General features: G+C 60.8%; 12 protein-coding genes and 1 pseudogene. All 13 read left to right on the plus strand.

Annotated elements, in window-relative coordinates; genetic code table 11:
• Positions 1-121 precede the first annotated feature (121 nt).
• The 13 genes and pseudogenes from LNV06_RS09430 to LNV06_RS09495 all read left to right on the plus strand — a co-directional run bounded on the left by LNV06_RS09430 (position 122) and on the right by LNV06_RS09495 (position 16,223).
• Complete coding sequence (locus LNV06_RS09430; RefSeq protein WP_263537995.1) at positions 122-610, plus strand: outer membrane lipoprotein; 489 nt, start codon at positions 122-124, stop codon at positions 608-610.
• Between the two features lie 393 nt (positions 611-1,003).
• Positions 1,004-1,765, plus strand: coding sequence for a hypothetical protein (locus LNV06_RS09435; RefSeq protein ID WP_263537996.1), 762 nt, complete (start codon positions 1,004-1,006; stop codon positions 1,763-1,765).
• A gap of 47 nt (positions 1,766-1,812) precedes the next feature.
• Entirely contained in the window at positions 1,813-2,178 is a 366-nt protein-coding gene (locus tag LNV06_RS09440) for a response regulator (RefSeq protein ID WP_263537997.1), read from the plus strand.
• Positions 2,179-2,242: 64 nt separating this feature from the next.
• A complete protein-coding gene (locus LNV06_RS09445; protein ID WP_263537998.1) occupies positions 2,243-2,632 on the plus strand; it encodes an STAS domain-containing protein in 390 nt (129 codons plus the stop codon).
• Positions 2,623-4,872, plus strand: coding sequence for a chemotaxis protein CheA (locus LNV06_RS09450; protein WP_263537999.1), 2,250 nt, complete (start codon positions 2,623-2,625; stop codon positions 4,870-4,872). Before LNV06_RS09445 ends, LNV06_RS09450 begins: the two co-directional genes overlap by 10 nt.
• Positions 4,873-5,828: 956 nt before the next feature.
• Positions 5,829-6,101 (plus strand): annotated as a pseudogene (locus LNV06_RS22645) (HAMP domain-containing protein); the annotation flags it as partial.
• A 144-nt stretch (positions 6,102-6,245) separates the two neighbouring features.
• The gene (locus LNV06_RS22650; RefSeq protein ID WP_411970103.1) at positions 6,246-7,808 is read left to right on the plus strand and encodes a methyl-accepting chemotaxis protein; all 1,563 of its coding nucleotides are present in this window, start codon (positions 6,246-6,248) and stop codon (positions 7,806-7,808) included.
• A gap of 54 nt (positions 7,809-7,862) precedes the next feature.
• A complete protein-coding gene (locus LNV06_RS09465; protein ID WP_263538000.1) occupies positions 7,863-10,343 on the plus strand; it encodes a methyl-accepting chemotaxis protein in 2,481 nt (826 codons plus the stop codon).
• A gap of 86 nt (positions 10,344-10,429) precedes the next feature.
• Complete coding sequence (locus LNV06_RS22575; RefSeq protein ID WP_318013466.1) at positions 10,430-13,126, plus strand: methyl-accepting chemotaxis protein; 2,697 nt, start codon at positions 10,430-10,432, stop codon at positions 13,124-13,126.
• Positions 13,127-13,135: 9 nt separating this feature from the next.
• Complete coding sequence (locus tag LNV06_RS09480) at positions 13,136-13,681, plus strand: chemotaxis protein CheW (RefSeq protein WP_263538001.1); 546 nt, start codon at positions 13,136-13,138, stop codon at positions 13,679-13,681.
• Positions 13,682-13,709: 28 nt separating this feature from the next.
• A complete protein-coding gene (locus LNV06_RS09485) occupies positions 13,710-14,522 on the plus strand; it encodes a CheR family methyltransferase (RefSeq protein WP_263538002.1) in 813 nt (270 codons plus the stop codon).
• The gene (locus tag LNV06_RS09490) at positions 14,515-15,069 is read left to right on the plus strand and encodes a chemotaxis protein CheD (protein ID WP_263538003.1); all 555 of its coding nucleotides are present in this window, start codon (positions 14,515-14,517) and stop codon (positions 15,067-15,069) included. Before LNV06_RS09485 ends, LNV06_RS09490 begins: the two co-directional genes overlap by 8 nt.
• The gene (locus LNV06_RS09495) at positions 15,066-16,223 is read left to right on the plus strand and encodes a protein-glutamate methylesterase/protein-glutamine glutaminase (protein ID WP_263538004.1); all 1,158 of its coding nucleotides are present in this window, start codon (positions 15,066-15,068) and stop codon (positions 16,221-16,223) included. Before LNV06_RS09490 ends, LNV06_RS09495 begins: the two co-directional genes overlap by 4 nt.
• Positions 16,224-16,233 lie beyond the last annotated feature (10 nt).

Raw genomic sequence — 16,233 nt, forward strand, 5'->3', positions numbered from 1 at the left:
CGCCAAGTGCGCCTTTGCGCAGCAAAAAACAAGCCTTTGAGCCCAACAAACGGCCGATCGTCAACGGCGGCACAATCGGTCCCGTTAGTTGGCTTACCAAAGCCTGAACCCGGAGATCCCTATGAAGATGAATAAGTTCGCACTGGCGGCCAGCGTTTTGGCCGTCGCCATGCTGAGCGCTTGCTCGACGTCCAACCCCGATGTCATCCAACGCAATGAAGCGCAGCGCATGTCGCAGGTGCAAGACGCCACCCTGCTGTCGGTTCGCGCCGTGACGGTCGATGGTTCCCAAAGCGGTGTTGGCGCAGTCGCCGGCGGCGTGGTCGGTGCGGTGGCGGGCTCCAATGTCGGCGGCCGGACTGAAGGGCAGATCGCCGGCGTCTTGGTCGGTTTAGCCGGCGCAGCGGTGGGCAATGCGATTGAGCGCAATGTCACCAAGGAAGAAGCGGTCGAAATGCTGGTGCAACTGCGCAATGGCGAGCGTCGCGCCATCGTGCAAGCCAAGGGCAGCGAAGTGCTGACTCCGGGCGAAGCCGTCATCCTCGTCACTACCGGCGGCAAGACACGCGTGATGCGTGCACCGCCCGTTAGCTCCGTCAACAAGAGCTAAGCGAGTACCGGCGCGCGACCAAATAGGCGAGCGGCAATAAGCCAAGTCGCGGCGCGCCGGTCTTGATTTCAGGCCCCAGTCTTGGGGCCTCGGCGCCTCAGCGCCACTCCTGGTGAGGCCAACTCCGCTTTGCCGCCCCGGCAAAGAACTGCCCAAGCTGCCCCTCGCGGCGGCAGCCGATTGAGCTCGGCCCTTGCATGGCCCTAGCGCGGCACTCTTGTGATATCTGTCACATCGCACAAGAAAGTTCCCCCATTCCTCGCGCTAGCTTGATAAATTAGTCGCTTATCTCTGTTTCCTTATGCGTTCAGCATGAGGAAATTAGCGCTCACGCATCGTTGAAGTCGTCTCTTGTAGTTCAGGCCCGCTCGGCTGAACTCAGAAAGGCTGTGAATGAGTCGTCGATCGGGGGGTGACTTGGGCAAAAATCAAAGAACGATTCGCCTGGGGCCGTTGAAGCTGCGCTCGGAGCTGGTGCTGCTACTGCTTTGCGCACTCGCCATCGCTTTGATTTGGCTGCATCAATGGTTGGGCCTGATTGCCTGCGCCCTCAGTGCCGCCACCCTCTCGCAGCTGCAAGAGCAGCCCAGCGTCCCCAAGGACTGCGCTGGCATGGCCCAGCCCCACTGGGGCACTCCTGCAGACGCTGTTTCAAGCGAACCATCCCCCCCAGCTCCTGACAGCGGCGCCGCTTTGATGGTGGGCACCGTCGTGCCCGTCTGGAGTCGTCAGCTGGCGGCCATCCAAAGCAGCGTGCAATCCGGCACTGTGGAACTGCTGGGCAGCTTCTCCAGCGTGATGGGCCTGCAAGACCAGCTGAGCACACAGATCCAGGCTTTGTCTGCGCAAAACCAAAGCCCCGAGGCCGAGCAGCAATTGAGTCAGCTGACGCAAATCGGCGCCGAGATCCAAACCCAGTGCGAGAACGCGCTGCACGGGCTTCAATTCGGTGACCGGGTTTCGCAAATGGTGGAAGTCCTTCACCACGACTCCGAGCGCTTCATCCACCAGTTACCCCAAATGACGCAGGCCAAGCCCGCCGATGCCCAAGCCTGGTTGGCAGCGCTTGAAGCGACCTATACCACCGATGAACAACGCCTGTTCCACCATGGCCAGGCTCCCGAAGCCCAGCAAAGCAAGGTTGAGTATTTCTAGTTTCTTCTTTCTTTAAACCGGTCCCCCCAGTCCACAAAGAGGCACTCATGAGCAAGACAATTCTGGTCGTTGATGATTCCGGCAGCTTTCGTACCGTCGTCAAGTTGGCTTTGCAAAAGGCGGGCTATAGCGTCGTCGAGGCGGTCGATGGGCAAGACGCCATTGGCAAGCTGGATGGGGCCAAGATCAATCTGATCGTCTGCGACGTCAATATGCCGAATATGGACGGCCTGACCTTCCTGAAGCATGTGAAGACCCTGGCAGCCTACAAGTTCACGCCGGTCATCATGCTGACCACCGAGTCTCAAGAATCCAAAAAAGCCGAGGGGCGCGCAGCCGGTGCCAAGGCCTGGATCACCAAGCCCTTTCAGCCCTCGCAATTGGTGGACGCAGTCAACCGCCTTTGCGTTTGAGCCCGTCCATCTCATAAAACAGATCGCGGTTTGATTGGGGCCCCTAGGTCCCGGGGAGCAAGCCATGCCGGAAGCTGAAGAAGTTGACGAATCCGTCGCTCGCGAGGCCAGTGCCGCGCCCGCAAGTTTGGCCTTAGGCCCTGAATTGACGATTGCTCAAGCCGCTGAGCAACATCAACGGCTGCTCGAAGCTGTGCAAGGGCTCGAATCGAGCGTCTTGCGCTTGGACCTGAGTAACGTCAGCGACTTTGACAGTGCGGCCATCCAACTGCTGCTGGCCACCCAACGCAGCTTGCAAGACAAGGCGGCCGAGTTGCAATTACATCAACCCAGTGCTGTCGTCTTGGCTGCCTTGCGCTGCTATGGGCTGGACGCCTCGCTGAAGCCCTTGCCGCTCTCGCCTTCGCCCGCCGAGCTAGAAACCCAGCCGCAGGAAGAACAGCCATGTCTATGACCGACGACGACGCCGAGATCCTGGCCATTGCGCGCGCGGGCTTTCTCGACGAAGCGCAAGAAATGCTGCGCCAGTTCGAGCAAGGCCTGCTGGTCCTGGAGGGCGACCCTTCCGACTCCGAGAGCCTCAACTCCGCCTTCCGTGCGGCGCACACCATCAAAGGCACGGCCGGCATGTTCGGATGCGATGCGGTGGTCAGTTTCACCCACGAAGCCGAGACCCTGCTGGAGGCCCTGCGCGCCAACAAGCGCCAGCTCGATGACGATGTGATGAGTGCCTTGCTGGAAAGCCGTGACCAGATTGAATCGCTGCTAGGCGAAGTACGCAGCGGCGAAAGCGATCCAGAGGTCGCCGCCAGCAGCGCCGCTTTGGCGGCTCGCCTGCGCGCGCTGTTGGGCCAGCCCGAGCCCGCCAGGCCTGCGGCGACGGCGCCAGTCGCGGCCCCGCAAACGGCCGAGCAGGCACAGCAGCGCAGCTGGCATCTCTCGCTGCGCTTCTTGCCGGACGCGCTACGCAACGGGCTGGACCCACTGTCCTTCATCCGCTATCTGGGCACCTTGGGCGAGGTCAAAGCCATTCGCACGCAAACCTTGGCGGTTCCAGCGCTGGACGCTTTGGACGCCGAGGCCTGCTACCTGGGCTTTGAGTTGCGCTTTGACAGCGATGCCAGCCACTGCGCCATCGAGCAGGTGTTTGAATTTGCCGTCGAAGACAGCGATGTGGTGATCTTGCCGCCGGGCGCAGCTCCAGCAGCTTTTGAAGACCTGGCCACGCGCCGCTGCGGCGACGATGCGGATGCCCGCACGGCCCTCTTCGACTGCTGGCAATCCATGGGCATTTCCTTCGAGGTGCGCTTGGAAGCCCCGTCCACAGCGGCCGAAGCAGCCCTAGCGGAGGCAGCGCCGCCCCCCATCCCCCACATCGAACGCCGCGCTCCAAGCGCCGAGGGCGAAGTCAAACGCGGCGGCGACCGCCGCAGTGGTGTGGGTGAACGCCGCGAAGGTGGGCGCGATCGCCGTGCCGGCGACGAGACCCGTTTCGTCCGCGTGCGCGCCGACAAGTTGGACAAGCTGATTGACCTGATCGGTGAGTTGGTGATCGCCGGCTCCGGCGCACAAATGATTGCTCACCAAGAAGGCGCCGAGGTCTTGTTGGAAGCCACCCAACGCGTGATGGATCTGGTGCAAGAAACCCGCGACGGCACCCTGGCTTTGCGCATGGTGCCCATCGGCGAGACCTTTGCTCGCTTCCAGCGCGTCGTGCGCGATGTCTCCAAGCATTTGGGCAAGGAGGTGGAGCTGATCGTCACCGGTGGCGATACCGAAATGGACAAATCCATGGTCGACTCCATCGCCGACCCGCTGATGCACTTGGTGCGCAACAGCATGGACCATGGGCTCGAGACATTTGAGGAGCGCCTCGCCACCGGCAAGCCCCCGAGCGGTCGCTTGGCCTTGAACGCCTATCACGAAGCCGGCGCCGTGGTCATTGAGGTCAGCGACGATGGCCGCGGCCTGGCCCGAGATCGCATTCTTCGCAAGGCCGTCGAGCGCGAACTGGTGGCCGAGGGTCAGGTCTTGTCTGACCACGAGGTCTGGCAGCTGATCTTTCAGCCCGGCTTTTCCACCGCCGAGCAGATCACCGATCTTTCCGGCCGGGGTGTCGGCATGGATGTGGTCAAGCGCAGCATCGAGGCCTTGCGCGGCACCATCAGCCTGAGCAGCCAAGTTGGCCAAGGCACGCTTACGCAGATCCGCCTGCCTTTGACGCTGGCCATGATCGACGGCTTCCTGACCATGGTGGGCGGCGTCAACTATGTCTTGCCGCTGGCGGCAGTGGCCGAGTGCATTGACGTGCCAACGGAATGCAGCAACCCAGAGGAGGCCCGCATCAGCGGCACCTTTAATCTGCGCGGTGAAGTCCTGCCCTGGTTGGACTTGGCGCGCTTTTACGGCGTGAAGCCCGACTTCAGCCGCCGCCGCAGTGTGGTGGTGGTGCGCGACGGCCCGACGCGCGTGGGCCTGATCGTGGACCGCTTGATGGGCGAGCATCAAACCGTCATCAAGCCCCTGTCCAGCATCTTCCAGCACCTGAAAGCGCTGGCCGGTTCCACCATCCTGGGCTCGGGCGAAGTTGCCCTGCTACTGGATGTGTCGGGCCTATTCGCGGCGGCAATCGAAGGCGGCCACAGAGCTCGCCAGGCCTTGAACACCCATCTAAAAACACACAAGCAGCATTAAAGCTGCACTAACCCCGCCCTTGCATCAGGGCACCACATCGTCGATGTCAACAACAGCTCAGGGAAGACAGGTTGAAAGACATGAACAAGATCCTGCGAAATCTGAAGTTATGGCACAAGTTTGCCATCCTCGGCCTTATTGCTTTAGTGTTGGCGGGCATACCCACAGCACTCAGGCTCAAACAGGCGCTCAGCGACGTGGAAGTCGCCAAGGGCGAGCTGGTCGGTTTGAAGCATGTGGACTCGGCGCTGGACCTCATGAAAGCGCTGCAAGCTCACCGCATGGCTACCCGGCTCTGGCTGAGTGGCGGGCCAGACAGCGAAGCTGGACGCAACAAACAACGCGAAGCGGTCAGGCAATTGCTGGGTGAACTGAGCCCCGCGCTTGCCGACCCAATCTATGCCAGTTCAGCCGGCCGACTGAAAACCATCAAGGAGCAGTTCGACAAGCTGGACACAGACGCTGCTGCCAAGAAACTAGACCTGAAAGAAAACCAGCTGCGTCACCACCAGTTGATCAAACAAACCGCAGATTTGATCGGCGACGTCGCAGACGCCTCGGGCTTGACCTTGGAACCCGATCCAGGCAACTATTTCTTGGTCACAGCCTTGGTCGAGTACTTGCCCGATGCGACCGAAAGCGCCGGCATCGGCCGGGCCATTGGTGTCTACATGCTGAACAAGCAAGAGTTCCCCCTCGCCTCTCGATTTGAGATGGGCTCAGAACTGAAGACTGCCCAGAATCAGCAAAACCATGCCATCGAGCAAATGCGCAAGGCCATCAGTGCAAAGCCTTCGCTCAAAGTGCTGGAACCGCTGATGCAAAGCAGCAGCGACAGCACGCAAGCCTTCGTCAGCTTGGCCAGCAGCGAAGTGGTGGAGGCAGAAAAGCCCTCCATCAGCCAAAACACATTCTTCAACGTCGCCAGCAAAGCCGTCGACCAAGGCTTCGTTTTGATGGACAAGACACGCGAGGTTCTTGGCGCTGAGTTGGAAGCCCAGGTGGTGAGACAGCAGCGCAGTGCATGGATTGAAGCCGGCGTCACCGGCACGCTGCTGGTTCTCGCCATTGCCTTGGCGGTCGCGATCGTGCGATCCATCACCCAGCCAACCGCGCGCGCCATTAGCGCCGCAGATGCCATCGCCAAAGGCGACCTGAACTTCGACCTGAGTGATCAAGGCACAGACGAAGCGGCTGTCTTGCTGCAACGCCTGGGCATCATGCAGACCAATCTGCGTGAACGACTGGAGCGCGATGCCCGCTTGGCCGCTGAAACCGGCCGGGTCAAAGAGGCGCTGGATCGTTGCTCCACCAATGTGATGATTGCCGACTCGGACGGGCAGATCATCTACACCAATCTATCCATTCAAGCCATGCTTCAAGGGAATGAGGCCGAACTGCGCAAGGCCCTGCCTCAGTTTGAAGCGAAGTGCCTGATTGGCGCCAGTTTCGACACCTTCCACAAACACCCAGCACACCAACGCCAACTGCTGGCGCAACTGCGCGGTGAGCACAAGACTCAAATCAAAGTCGCGGCGCTGGACTTCTCGCTGACGGCAAACCCAATCATCGATGCCAATGGCAAACATCAAGGCACGGTCATCGAATGGCGAGACATCACCCAAGAACTCGCGGCCCGAGAGCAGGAACGGGCCACAGCGGCTCAGAACGCCCGCGTCAAACAAGCACTGGACGTCTGCTCCACCAATGTGATGATCGCAGACACCGATGGCCTCATCATCTACAACAACCAATCCGTCGCGCAGATGATGCAGCGCAATGAAGCGGAGTTGCGCAAGGTCTTGCCTCAGTTTGATGCTCGCAGCATCGTTGGAAGTAACTTTGACCAGTTCCATCGCAATCCAGGCCACCAGCGCAATCTCTTGGGGAATTTGAAGAGCGAATACAAGACCGAGATCAAAGTTGGGCAGCTCACTTTCTCGCTAACGGCGAACCCCATCAGTGCCGCAGACGGCCAGCGACTCGGGACGGTGATCGAGTGGAAAGACCGCACCGCCGAGGTCGCGGCCGAAATCGAAATTAGCAATATGGTTGAAGGCGCCAACCAAGGCAACTTTGCCAATCGAATTGAATTGCAAGGCAAGGATCCCTTCTTCCGCATGCTGGGCGAGAAGTTCAATACCCTGGTCGACACCGTCAGCGGCACGATCGTCGAAGTCAGAGCGGCAGCGGATCAGCTATCCAGCGCCTCGGACCAAGTTTCACAGACCTCACAGTCGCTCTCTCACTCGGCCAGCCAACAAGCGGCCAGCGTTGAAGAAACGACGGCCTCGCTGCAAGAAATGGCGGCCTCGGTCAAGCAAAACGCCGACAGTGCCAATCTGACCGACGGCATGGCCACCCGGGCCGCCAAGGAAGCCATGGAGGGCGGGCAGGCGGTAGGCATGACGGTGGACGCCATGAAGCAAATCGCCACCAAGATCTCCATCATTGACGACATTGCCTACCAAACCAATTTGCTGGCCCTGAACGCTGCCATCGAAGCCGCTCGTGCGGGCGAACATGGCAAGGGTTTTGCCGTCGTGGCGGCCGAGGTTCGCAAGCTGGCAGAACGCAGTCAGGTTGCTGCCCAAGAGATTGGCAACTTGGCCAGCAACAGTGTTCAATTGGCTGAGAAGGCCGGCAATTTGCTCAGCAATATGGTGCCCTCTATTCAGAAGACCAGTGAGTTGGTACAGGAAATTGCAGCCGCCTCGGGAGAGCAGTCTCAAGGCGTGGCGCAGATCACCGGCGCAATGAACCACCTCTCCACCGCCACCCAACAAACCGCTTCTGCCTCTGAAGAGCTTTCGGCCACTGCTGAGCAGTTGTCGGCCCAAGCCTCGCAGCTACAAGACCAAATGGCCTTCTTCAAATTGGCCGAAGACAGCAAGGTTGCATCGCATCAGGTTCACAAAGGTTCCCGAAGTCGTTAAAAAAACCAGGGGCCCAGCCCCGCAGCATCTACCGAAGAAAGACGAGGTTTCGCTATGACACTCGCGAATTTGAAAGTTGGGCAGCGTTTGGGTTTGGGCTTTTCCTTGTTATTGGCCATGCTGATGGCCGTCGTCGTCTTGGCGCTCAAGGACCTGGCCTCGGTCAACCATGCGCTGGAACATGTGGTGGAAGAGAACTTCAGCCGCATCGTGGATTTGAACGATATGTCGGAGCAAGCCCATATCGAACAGCGCGTGGTGCGCAGCATGATTCTCATGAACGCGACGGAGGCGATCGAAGGCGAACGTCGCAAGATACAAGAGGCACGCAAGGCCTTCGACCAGTCTTTCGCATCGATCAGCAAAAACACCGTTCGCGATGAAGACAAGCAAGACCTCAAACAAGCCAGCGAACAAGCGCAGAAGGTGCGCGCGCTGGATGACCAGGTCATGGAATTGGCCACTCTTAACAAGGATGAAGAGGCGGCCAAGTTTCTCCTGAATCAGGCAAGTCCTGCAGCCAAGGCCTTGCAAGCCACCCTGGACAAGGCCGTCAAGATGCAGGTCGATGACGCGCGCGATGACGTCACCGCTGCATCCACAGACTATGCCGCGGCACGCGGCTGGTTGATGGGAGTGGCGGCATTCGCGGCAGTGCTGGTGGTGGTCTTGGCTTGGTTCTTGACCCGCAGCGTGACGCTTCCTTTGGCCAAGGCGGTGCAGTTTTCTCGAGAAATTGGCAATGGGCGCTTGGACAACGAGATCCGCGTTCAGGGCAGCGACGAAACTGCCCAACTGTTGAACGGCTTGGACCAGATGCAAACCAGCCTGCGTGAGCGCAATGAACGCGACAGCCGCATTGCCGCTGAGAACGCCCGCGTCAAGCAGGCACTGGACTCTTGCTCCACCAATGTGATGATTGCCGACCCCGAGGGGCAAATCGTTTACACCAACCGCTCCGTGACAGCCATGATGCAGGGCAATGAAGCGGCGCTGCGTCAGTCACTGCCCAACTTCGACGCCAAGCAAATTGTCGGCAGCAATTTCGACAGCTTCCACCGTAACCCCTCGCACCAGCGCAATCTGTTGGGCAGCTTGAGGGCCGAATACAAGACCCAGATCAAGGTGGCGGATCTGCACTTTTCTCTGATCGCCAACCCCATCACCGATGCAAGTGGCCAACGCCTTGGCACGGTGGTCGAGTGGCGCGACATGACTCAGGAATTGATCGCTCGCGAGCGCGAACAAACCCTGGCCGCCGCCAATGCCCGCATCAAGCAAGCCTTGGATGTAGCGGCCATGCCGGTGCGAATCTCAGCGGCGGACGGCAGCATCGTCTATATCAACGAGGCCTTGATGACGGTCTTGCGCCGTGATGAGGCGGCCTTCCGCAGCGAGCTGCCGGGCTTTGAGCTCAGCAAGGTCTTGGGCGGCTCTATCGGCATGTTCTACCGGGACTCGGCCGCGGCCATCGAACGTCTGAAGAACTTGAGTGACACCGCCCACTCCACCATGGTGCTGGGCGGCCGCACTTACGATGTCACCACCACCCCGATTCGTGATCCAAACGGGCAGAACATTGGCACTGTCGGCCAATGGTTGGACCGCACCGATCAACTTGCCGCCGAGCGCGAGTTTGATTCGCTGACCAGCGCGGCCACCGGTGGCGATCTGAGTCAGCGCATTGGCCTGGACGGCAAGCAGGGCTTCTTCCGCCAGATTGGCGAGAAGTTCAATGGCCTGATCGACACCATCAGCGGCACGATTCGCGAGGTGCGGGTGGCGGCGGACCAACTGGGCGGCGCCTCTGATCAGGTCTCGCAGACCTCGCAGTCGCTCTCACACTCGGCTTCGCAGCAGGCCGCCAGTGTGGAAGAGACCACCGCCTCCTTGCAGGAGATGGCGGCCTCAGTGAAACAAAACGCCGACAGCGCCACGCTCACCGATGGTATGGCCACCCGCGCCGCCAGCGAAGCCATGGACGGAGGCCAAGCGGTGAGCATGACGGTGGACGCCATGAAGCAGATCGCCACCAAGATTTCCATCATTGACGACATCGCCTATCAGACCAATTTGCTGGCCTTGAATGCCGCCATTGAGGCCGCGCGCGCTGGTGAGCATGGCAAGGGCTTTGCCGTCGTAGCGGCCGAGGTGCGCAAGCTGGCCGAGCGCAGCCAAGTGGCCGCTCAAGAGATCGGCAGCCTGGCCAGCAATAGCGTGCAACTGGCTGAAAGAGCCGGGCAGTTGCTCAGCAATATGGTGCCGTCCATCCAAAAAACATCGGAACTGGTGCAGGAAATTGCGGCCTCATCGGGTGAGCAATCGCAAGGCGTTGCCCAGATCAGCAGTGCCATGAATCACCTCTCCAACGCGACGCAGCAAACCGCTTCAGCCTCGGAAGAACTCAGCGCCACAGCGGAGGAGCTTTCAGCACAAGCGGCGCAGTTGCAGGAGCAAATGGCCTACTTCCGCTTGGCAGAAATCCCCGGATCCGCGGGCACACCGGGGCGCAATGCTGGCAGGGCCCGCCGCTAGCGTCGCATCTGGCAAGGTCCTGCAATGCAATGACCCCTTTTCCTCCTTCAAAGCCCTGAACCGTTCAACAGCAAAAGAGGCCCTCTATGCGAAGCAATCTGCCCATCACCCAGCGAGAGTATGTCTTGCGAGAGGGCATGACCATCGTGTCACGCACCGATCTGAAGGGCCGCATCACCTACATCAATGAAGACTTCATTGAGGCCAGCGGCTTTGTCGAGGCCGAACTGATTGGCCAGCCCCACAACTTGGTGCGCCACCCCGACATGCCGGAAGAAGCCTTCCAAGACATGTGGGACACCTTGAAAGCCGGACGCCCTTGGACCGGTTTGGTCAAAAACCGCTGCAAGAACGGTGACTTCTACTGGGTGGTGGCGAATGCCACGCCGGTCAAGGAAGGCGAGTCGGTGGTGGGCTATATGTCGGTCCGCACCCGGCCGACGCGAGATCAAGTGGAGGCCGCTGACGCGCTCTATCGCAAGTTCAAAGACGGCAGCGCCAAGGGATGGGTTATCCGCGAAGGCCGCGGTGTTCGAACTGGCCCTGGCGACAGCGCGAGCCAATTCCTCAGTGGTCTGAGCCTCCAGGCCAAGTCCATGCTTGGGGCCTTCTTGCTGACCTTGGGCGCGGCAGGGCTGGGCTACAGCGTGCCGCATGCCGCCTGGCCCCTGGCCGCCGTCAGCCTGCTGCTGACCGTGTTGGGGCTATGGAGTCTCTGGCGAAGCGCTCAGCGGCTGAGTCAGACCTTGCATCAAGCCGGCGCCCAGTTCGAGCAGTTTGGACAGGGCCGCTTTGACGGCATCGTCTCGGTACTGGGGCGCGATGAACTGGCTGACATGATGCTGGCGCTCAAGCGGGTACAGACCCGTCTGGGCTTTGAGTTTGCGGACACCAAGAAGCGCGCCGATGACGCCGAGCGGATTCGCCAAGCGCTTGATGTTGCAGCCACCAACATGATGGTGGCCGACCCAGGCTACAACATCATTTACGGCAATGCCTCTTTGCGAGCCATGTTGGCCGCGGCCGAGACCGACATCCGCAAAGACTTGCCACGCTTTAGCGCTGCCACTTTGATTGGCACCAATATCGATACCTTCCACAAGAATCCTGCGCACCAGCGCGGCATGCTGGACCGCTTGACCAGTCCCCACCAGACGCGCTTGCACATTGGCGGTCGGCGTTTCGATTTGATCGTCAACCCCGTCATTTCCGCCGGCAAGCGCCTGGGCACGGTGGTGGAGTGGAAAGACATGACTGCCGAGTTGGCTGCGCTGGAGCGCGAAGCCGTTTTGGCCGCTGAAAACTCACGCGTCAAACAAGCGCTGGACATCTGCTCCACCAATGTAATGATTGCCGACCCCGACGGCAAGATCATCTACAACAACGCCTCAGCCTCCCAGATGATGCAACGCAACGAGGCCGAGTTGCGCAAAGCCCTTCCCTCCTTCAATGCCCGCGCCATCGTCGGCGCCAACTTCGACCAATTCCACCGTAACCCCGCTCATCAGCGCAATCTGCTCGGTGGACTGAAGGGCGAGTACAAAACCGAGATCAAAGTCAGCGGCCTGACCTTCGCACTGACCGCGAACCCGATCACCGATGCTCAAGGCGCCCGCCTGGGTACCGTGGTCGAGTGGAAAGACCGTACCCTGGAAGTGGCGGTCGAGAACGAAATCGGCGGCATGGTGGACGGCGCGACCCATGGCGACTTTGCGCAACGCGTGCCGCTGGACGGCAAAGAGCCCTTCTTCCGCATGCTGGGAGAGAAGTTCAACTCGCTGGTCGACACCGTCAGCGGCACGATACGCGAGGTGCGTTCGGCCGCCGATCAACTCTCCGGTGCCTCGGAACAGGTCTCGCAAACCTCGCAATCACTCTCTCATTCAGCTTCGGAGCAAGCCGCCAGCGTGGAGCAGACCACCGCCGCCTTGCAAGAGATGGCAGCTTCGGTGAAACAAAACGCCGACAGCGCCAACCTCACTGATGGCATGGCCACCAAGGCGGCCAGCGAGGCCATAGACGGCGGGCAAGCCGTAGGGCAAACGGTGGATGCGATGAAGCAGATTGCCAAGAAGATCTCCATCATTGACGACATCGCCTACCAAACCAATCTGCTCGCGCTCAACGCGGCCATCGAAGCTGCCCGCGCCGGTGAGCATGGCAAGGGCTTTGCCGTGGTCGCCGCGGAAGTGCGCAAGCTGGCCGAGCGCAGCCAAGTGGCCGCGCAAGAAATCGGCACCTTGGCCAGCACCAGCGTTGGCATGGCCGAAAAAGCCGGCAACCTGCTGGTCGATATGGTGCCCTCGATTCAGAAGACCTCTGAGTTGGTGCAAGAAATCTCCGCGGCCTCGGGCGAACAATCCGAAGGCGTAGCCCAGATCACCAAGGCCATGAATCACCTCTCCAACACGACGCAGCAAACTGCCTCGGCGTCGGAGCAGTTGTCCGCCACGGCCGAAGAGTTGTCGGCTCAGGCCGCCCAATTACAAGAGCAGATGGCCTTCTTCAGACTCGCGGATGACGACGGCGGCGGCAATACATGCAGGCATGGACCTGGCGGCGAAACTGCAACCTCGGCCAAGCCCAGCCCGTCGATGCAAAGACAGCAGCAGTTCAAACAAAGCGCCAAGCTGGCAGCCACTCGCAGCAAGGCCGAACTGCCCACAGAGACATCCACCTCCGGCCCTTCAACACCTTCCCGTAGCGGCAGCGGCAGCGGCGGTCGCACGGTCAAGCCGGCCCGCGGTGGCGAAGTGGATGAATCGTTTTTCAAACGTTTTTGAGGTGCCGAGATGAATAAAGCCAAGGACGCTCCGGCCGACCTGCTGCGCGGTGCGATTTCTGAAATGGCCAGCGCAGGGCCGATGCGGCAGTTGCTGCGCCTGGCCGTGGGCCGCGAAACACTGGTCGTGCCCATCGAGGTGGTGCGCGAGATTTTGGAAGTCGGCCGCATGACTCCCCTGCCCCAGACCCCGGACTTCGTGCACGGCGTGATGAACTTGCGCGGCGCTGTGGTGCCGGTCATTGATCTGAGCGCGCGCTTCGGCTTTGGCCCCACCCAGGTCGGCCGACGCACCGCCATCATCGTGGTGGAAGCCAAGGGCGATGATGAATTCGAACGCCTGATTGCCGGAGTCTTGGTCGACGCGGTCTACGAGGTGTTGGACGTGGACTCCAAGCGCATCGAGCCGGTGCCTACCTTGGGCGTGGCGATTGCCGCTGAATTTTTGGCCGGCATGGTCAATGTGCGTGACGGTTATGCCGCCCTACTCAACCTGGACCAGGTGCTCTCGCCAGTTGCACTCTCGCACTTGATTGCCGCGTCCCAAGCGCATTGACCTGACTTTCGACGGAAGCTCCCTAGCCATGAGTCAACTGAGTTCGGACTCCTTCAAGGCCATCACCGACTTGTTTCATCGCATCTCGGGCATCAAGTTGGTCGAGAGCAAGCACGCCTTGGTACAAAGCCGCCTGCAAAAGCTCAGCCAGGAGTCCGGAGAGTCAGACATCAACGTCTTCGTGCAGAAGATGGTTCGCGGCCAAATGCCCGAATCGTTGCTGGTCGATGTGGTGGACAAGCTGACCACCAATGAAACCTATTTCTTTCGAGAGCCCCAGCATTTCGAAGACTTGGCCCGGCGCGCGCAAGAACACCGCGACGGCAGCGAGTTCTTGGTCTGGAGTGGCGCTTCGTCCTCTGGCGAAGAGGCCTACAGCATCGCCATGACCCTGGCGGACCAAATGGGGCTGAGCAAGGGCAGCCGCCCTTGGTCAATTCGAGGCACCGATCTGTCCACCTCGGTGGTGGACAGCGCACGCCAAGGGCTCTATCCCATGGAGCGCGCACGCAATGTGCCGGCTGACTTCTTGAAGCGCTTTTGCCTGCAGGGCTTCGGCCCCTATGAGGGCCATTTGCTGATCAACCGGGAACTGCGTGCGCGGGTGCAATTTCAATGCGCAAATTTGATGCAGCCCCTGCCGCCTTTGCCCATGTTTGACGTGATTTTTTTACGCAATGTCTTGATTTACTTTGACGGACCGGCCAAGACCGCCATCGTCAGTCGTGTGATGGAACGCCTCAAACCCGGCGGGGTGCTTTATCCTGGGCATGCAGAGTCACTGGCCTCTTTGGGCCTTCCCCTCAAGGCGATCGCTCCGGCGATCTACCAACATGCATAAGCACGGTCAGAGTCAAGGTCCGCATCACCCCAGCCCGGCCACCAAGCCGGGTCTCGCGACTGGGCCTGCCATCATCAATTTGATGCCGGGCCAATGGCATTTTGGCCAGGGCGCTTCGCTGAAAACGCTGCTGGGCTCTTGTGTTGCCATCACCCTGTGGCACCCGGTCAAGAAAATCGGCGGCATGTGCCACTTCCTGCTGCCCAGCCGCGCCACCCGCGGTACCGCGCCTTTAGACGGACGTTACGGCGACGAGGCGGTGGAGTTGCTGCTGCAGTCCATACAGCGCAGCGGCACCCGGCCCAGCGACTACCTGGCACATTTGTACGGCGGTGCCGACACCATGCCCGATGGCGTCAATATCAAGTTCAATGTCGGCGAGCGCAATATCGAAATGGGCTGGAGCTTGATCGACAAGCATGGCTTCCAAATGCAAGACGTTGACGTCGGCGACAGCGTGCCGCGCACCGTCACCATCGATCTGCCGACCGGCCGCGTTGAAGTTAAGCGCAGTGCCGGCCACGGCACGCTAGGAGCAAAGAAATGAGCACGCCGCTGCAAGTCGCCATCATTGATGACTCGGCTGTGGTGCGCAAACACCTGAGCAGCGTGCTGGAGGCCGCGGGCATTCAGGTGTCCATCACCGCCAGTGACCCCCTGTTCGCCTGGCCCAAGCTGGAGGCCAACTGGCCCGACGTGATCGTGCTGGATGTGGAGATGCCGCGCATGGACGGCATCAGCTTTCTCAAGCGTTTGATGGCCGAGCATCCCATGCCGGTGGTGATGTGCTCCACCTTGACCGAGGCCGGCTGCGAAACCACCATGCAAGCCTTGGCCGCCGGCGCCATCGGCTTTGTCACCAAGCCCAAGCTGGGCCTGCGAGACTTTCTGGAAGACCCGGGCAACGGCCTGGTCGGTGCGGTACGGGCCGCGGCTCGGGCCAATGTGCGCGCCCTGCCAAGCCAGCTCGCGGGCCAGTCGAGCAGCGGTGCAGGCCTCGCCAGGTCCGCCGCTGCGGTGGCGTCGACACTGCCGCGTTCCACCTTGGGGCGCGCCGAGCGCATTTCACCCACGCTGCTCAGCAATGCCTCGGCCATGGCCGAAACCACCGACCGGGTGATTGCTTTTGGCAGCTCCACCGGTGGCGTGCAGACGATTGAAGCGGTACTGATGCAACTGCCGCGCACCTGCCCGGGCATCGTGCTGGTGCAACACATGCCCGAGCGCTTCACCCATTCATTCGCTGCCCGCCTGAACAGCATCACTGAGCTGGAAGTGATGGAGGCCAAGGACGGTGACCGCGTGATCAACGGGCGGGTTTTGGTGGCGCCGGGCGGACGACATATGCAGCTCAAGCGCAGCGGTGCGCAGTATGTCGTGGAGGTGCGGGACGGCCCCTTGGTCAACCATCACAAGCCCTCGGTCGATGTCTTGTTCAAGTCGGTGGCGCATTGCGCAGGTCGCAATGCCGTCGGCGCCATCTTCACCGGCATGGGCGACGACGGGGCTCGAGGCCTGCTGGAGATGCGCAAGGCTGGCGCCATGACCCTGGCCCAGGACGAGGCCAGTTGCGTGGTCTACGGCATGCCCAAGGCCGCCGCAGAATTGGGCGCGGCCCAGCAGATCCTGCCCTTGTCGGAGATCCCTGCCACGCTGTTAAGACTCAGCGGCGTCGCCAGCGCGCTCAGGCCAAACGCTTGAAGCGGCGAGC

Origin of the sequence: Paucibacter sp. Y2R2-4 (genome assembly GCF_025717535.1) — a bacterium.
Classification (GTDB): domain Bacteria; phylum Pseudomonadota; class Gammaproteobacteria; order Burkholderiales; family Burkholderiaceae_C; genus Paucibacter_A.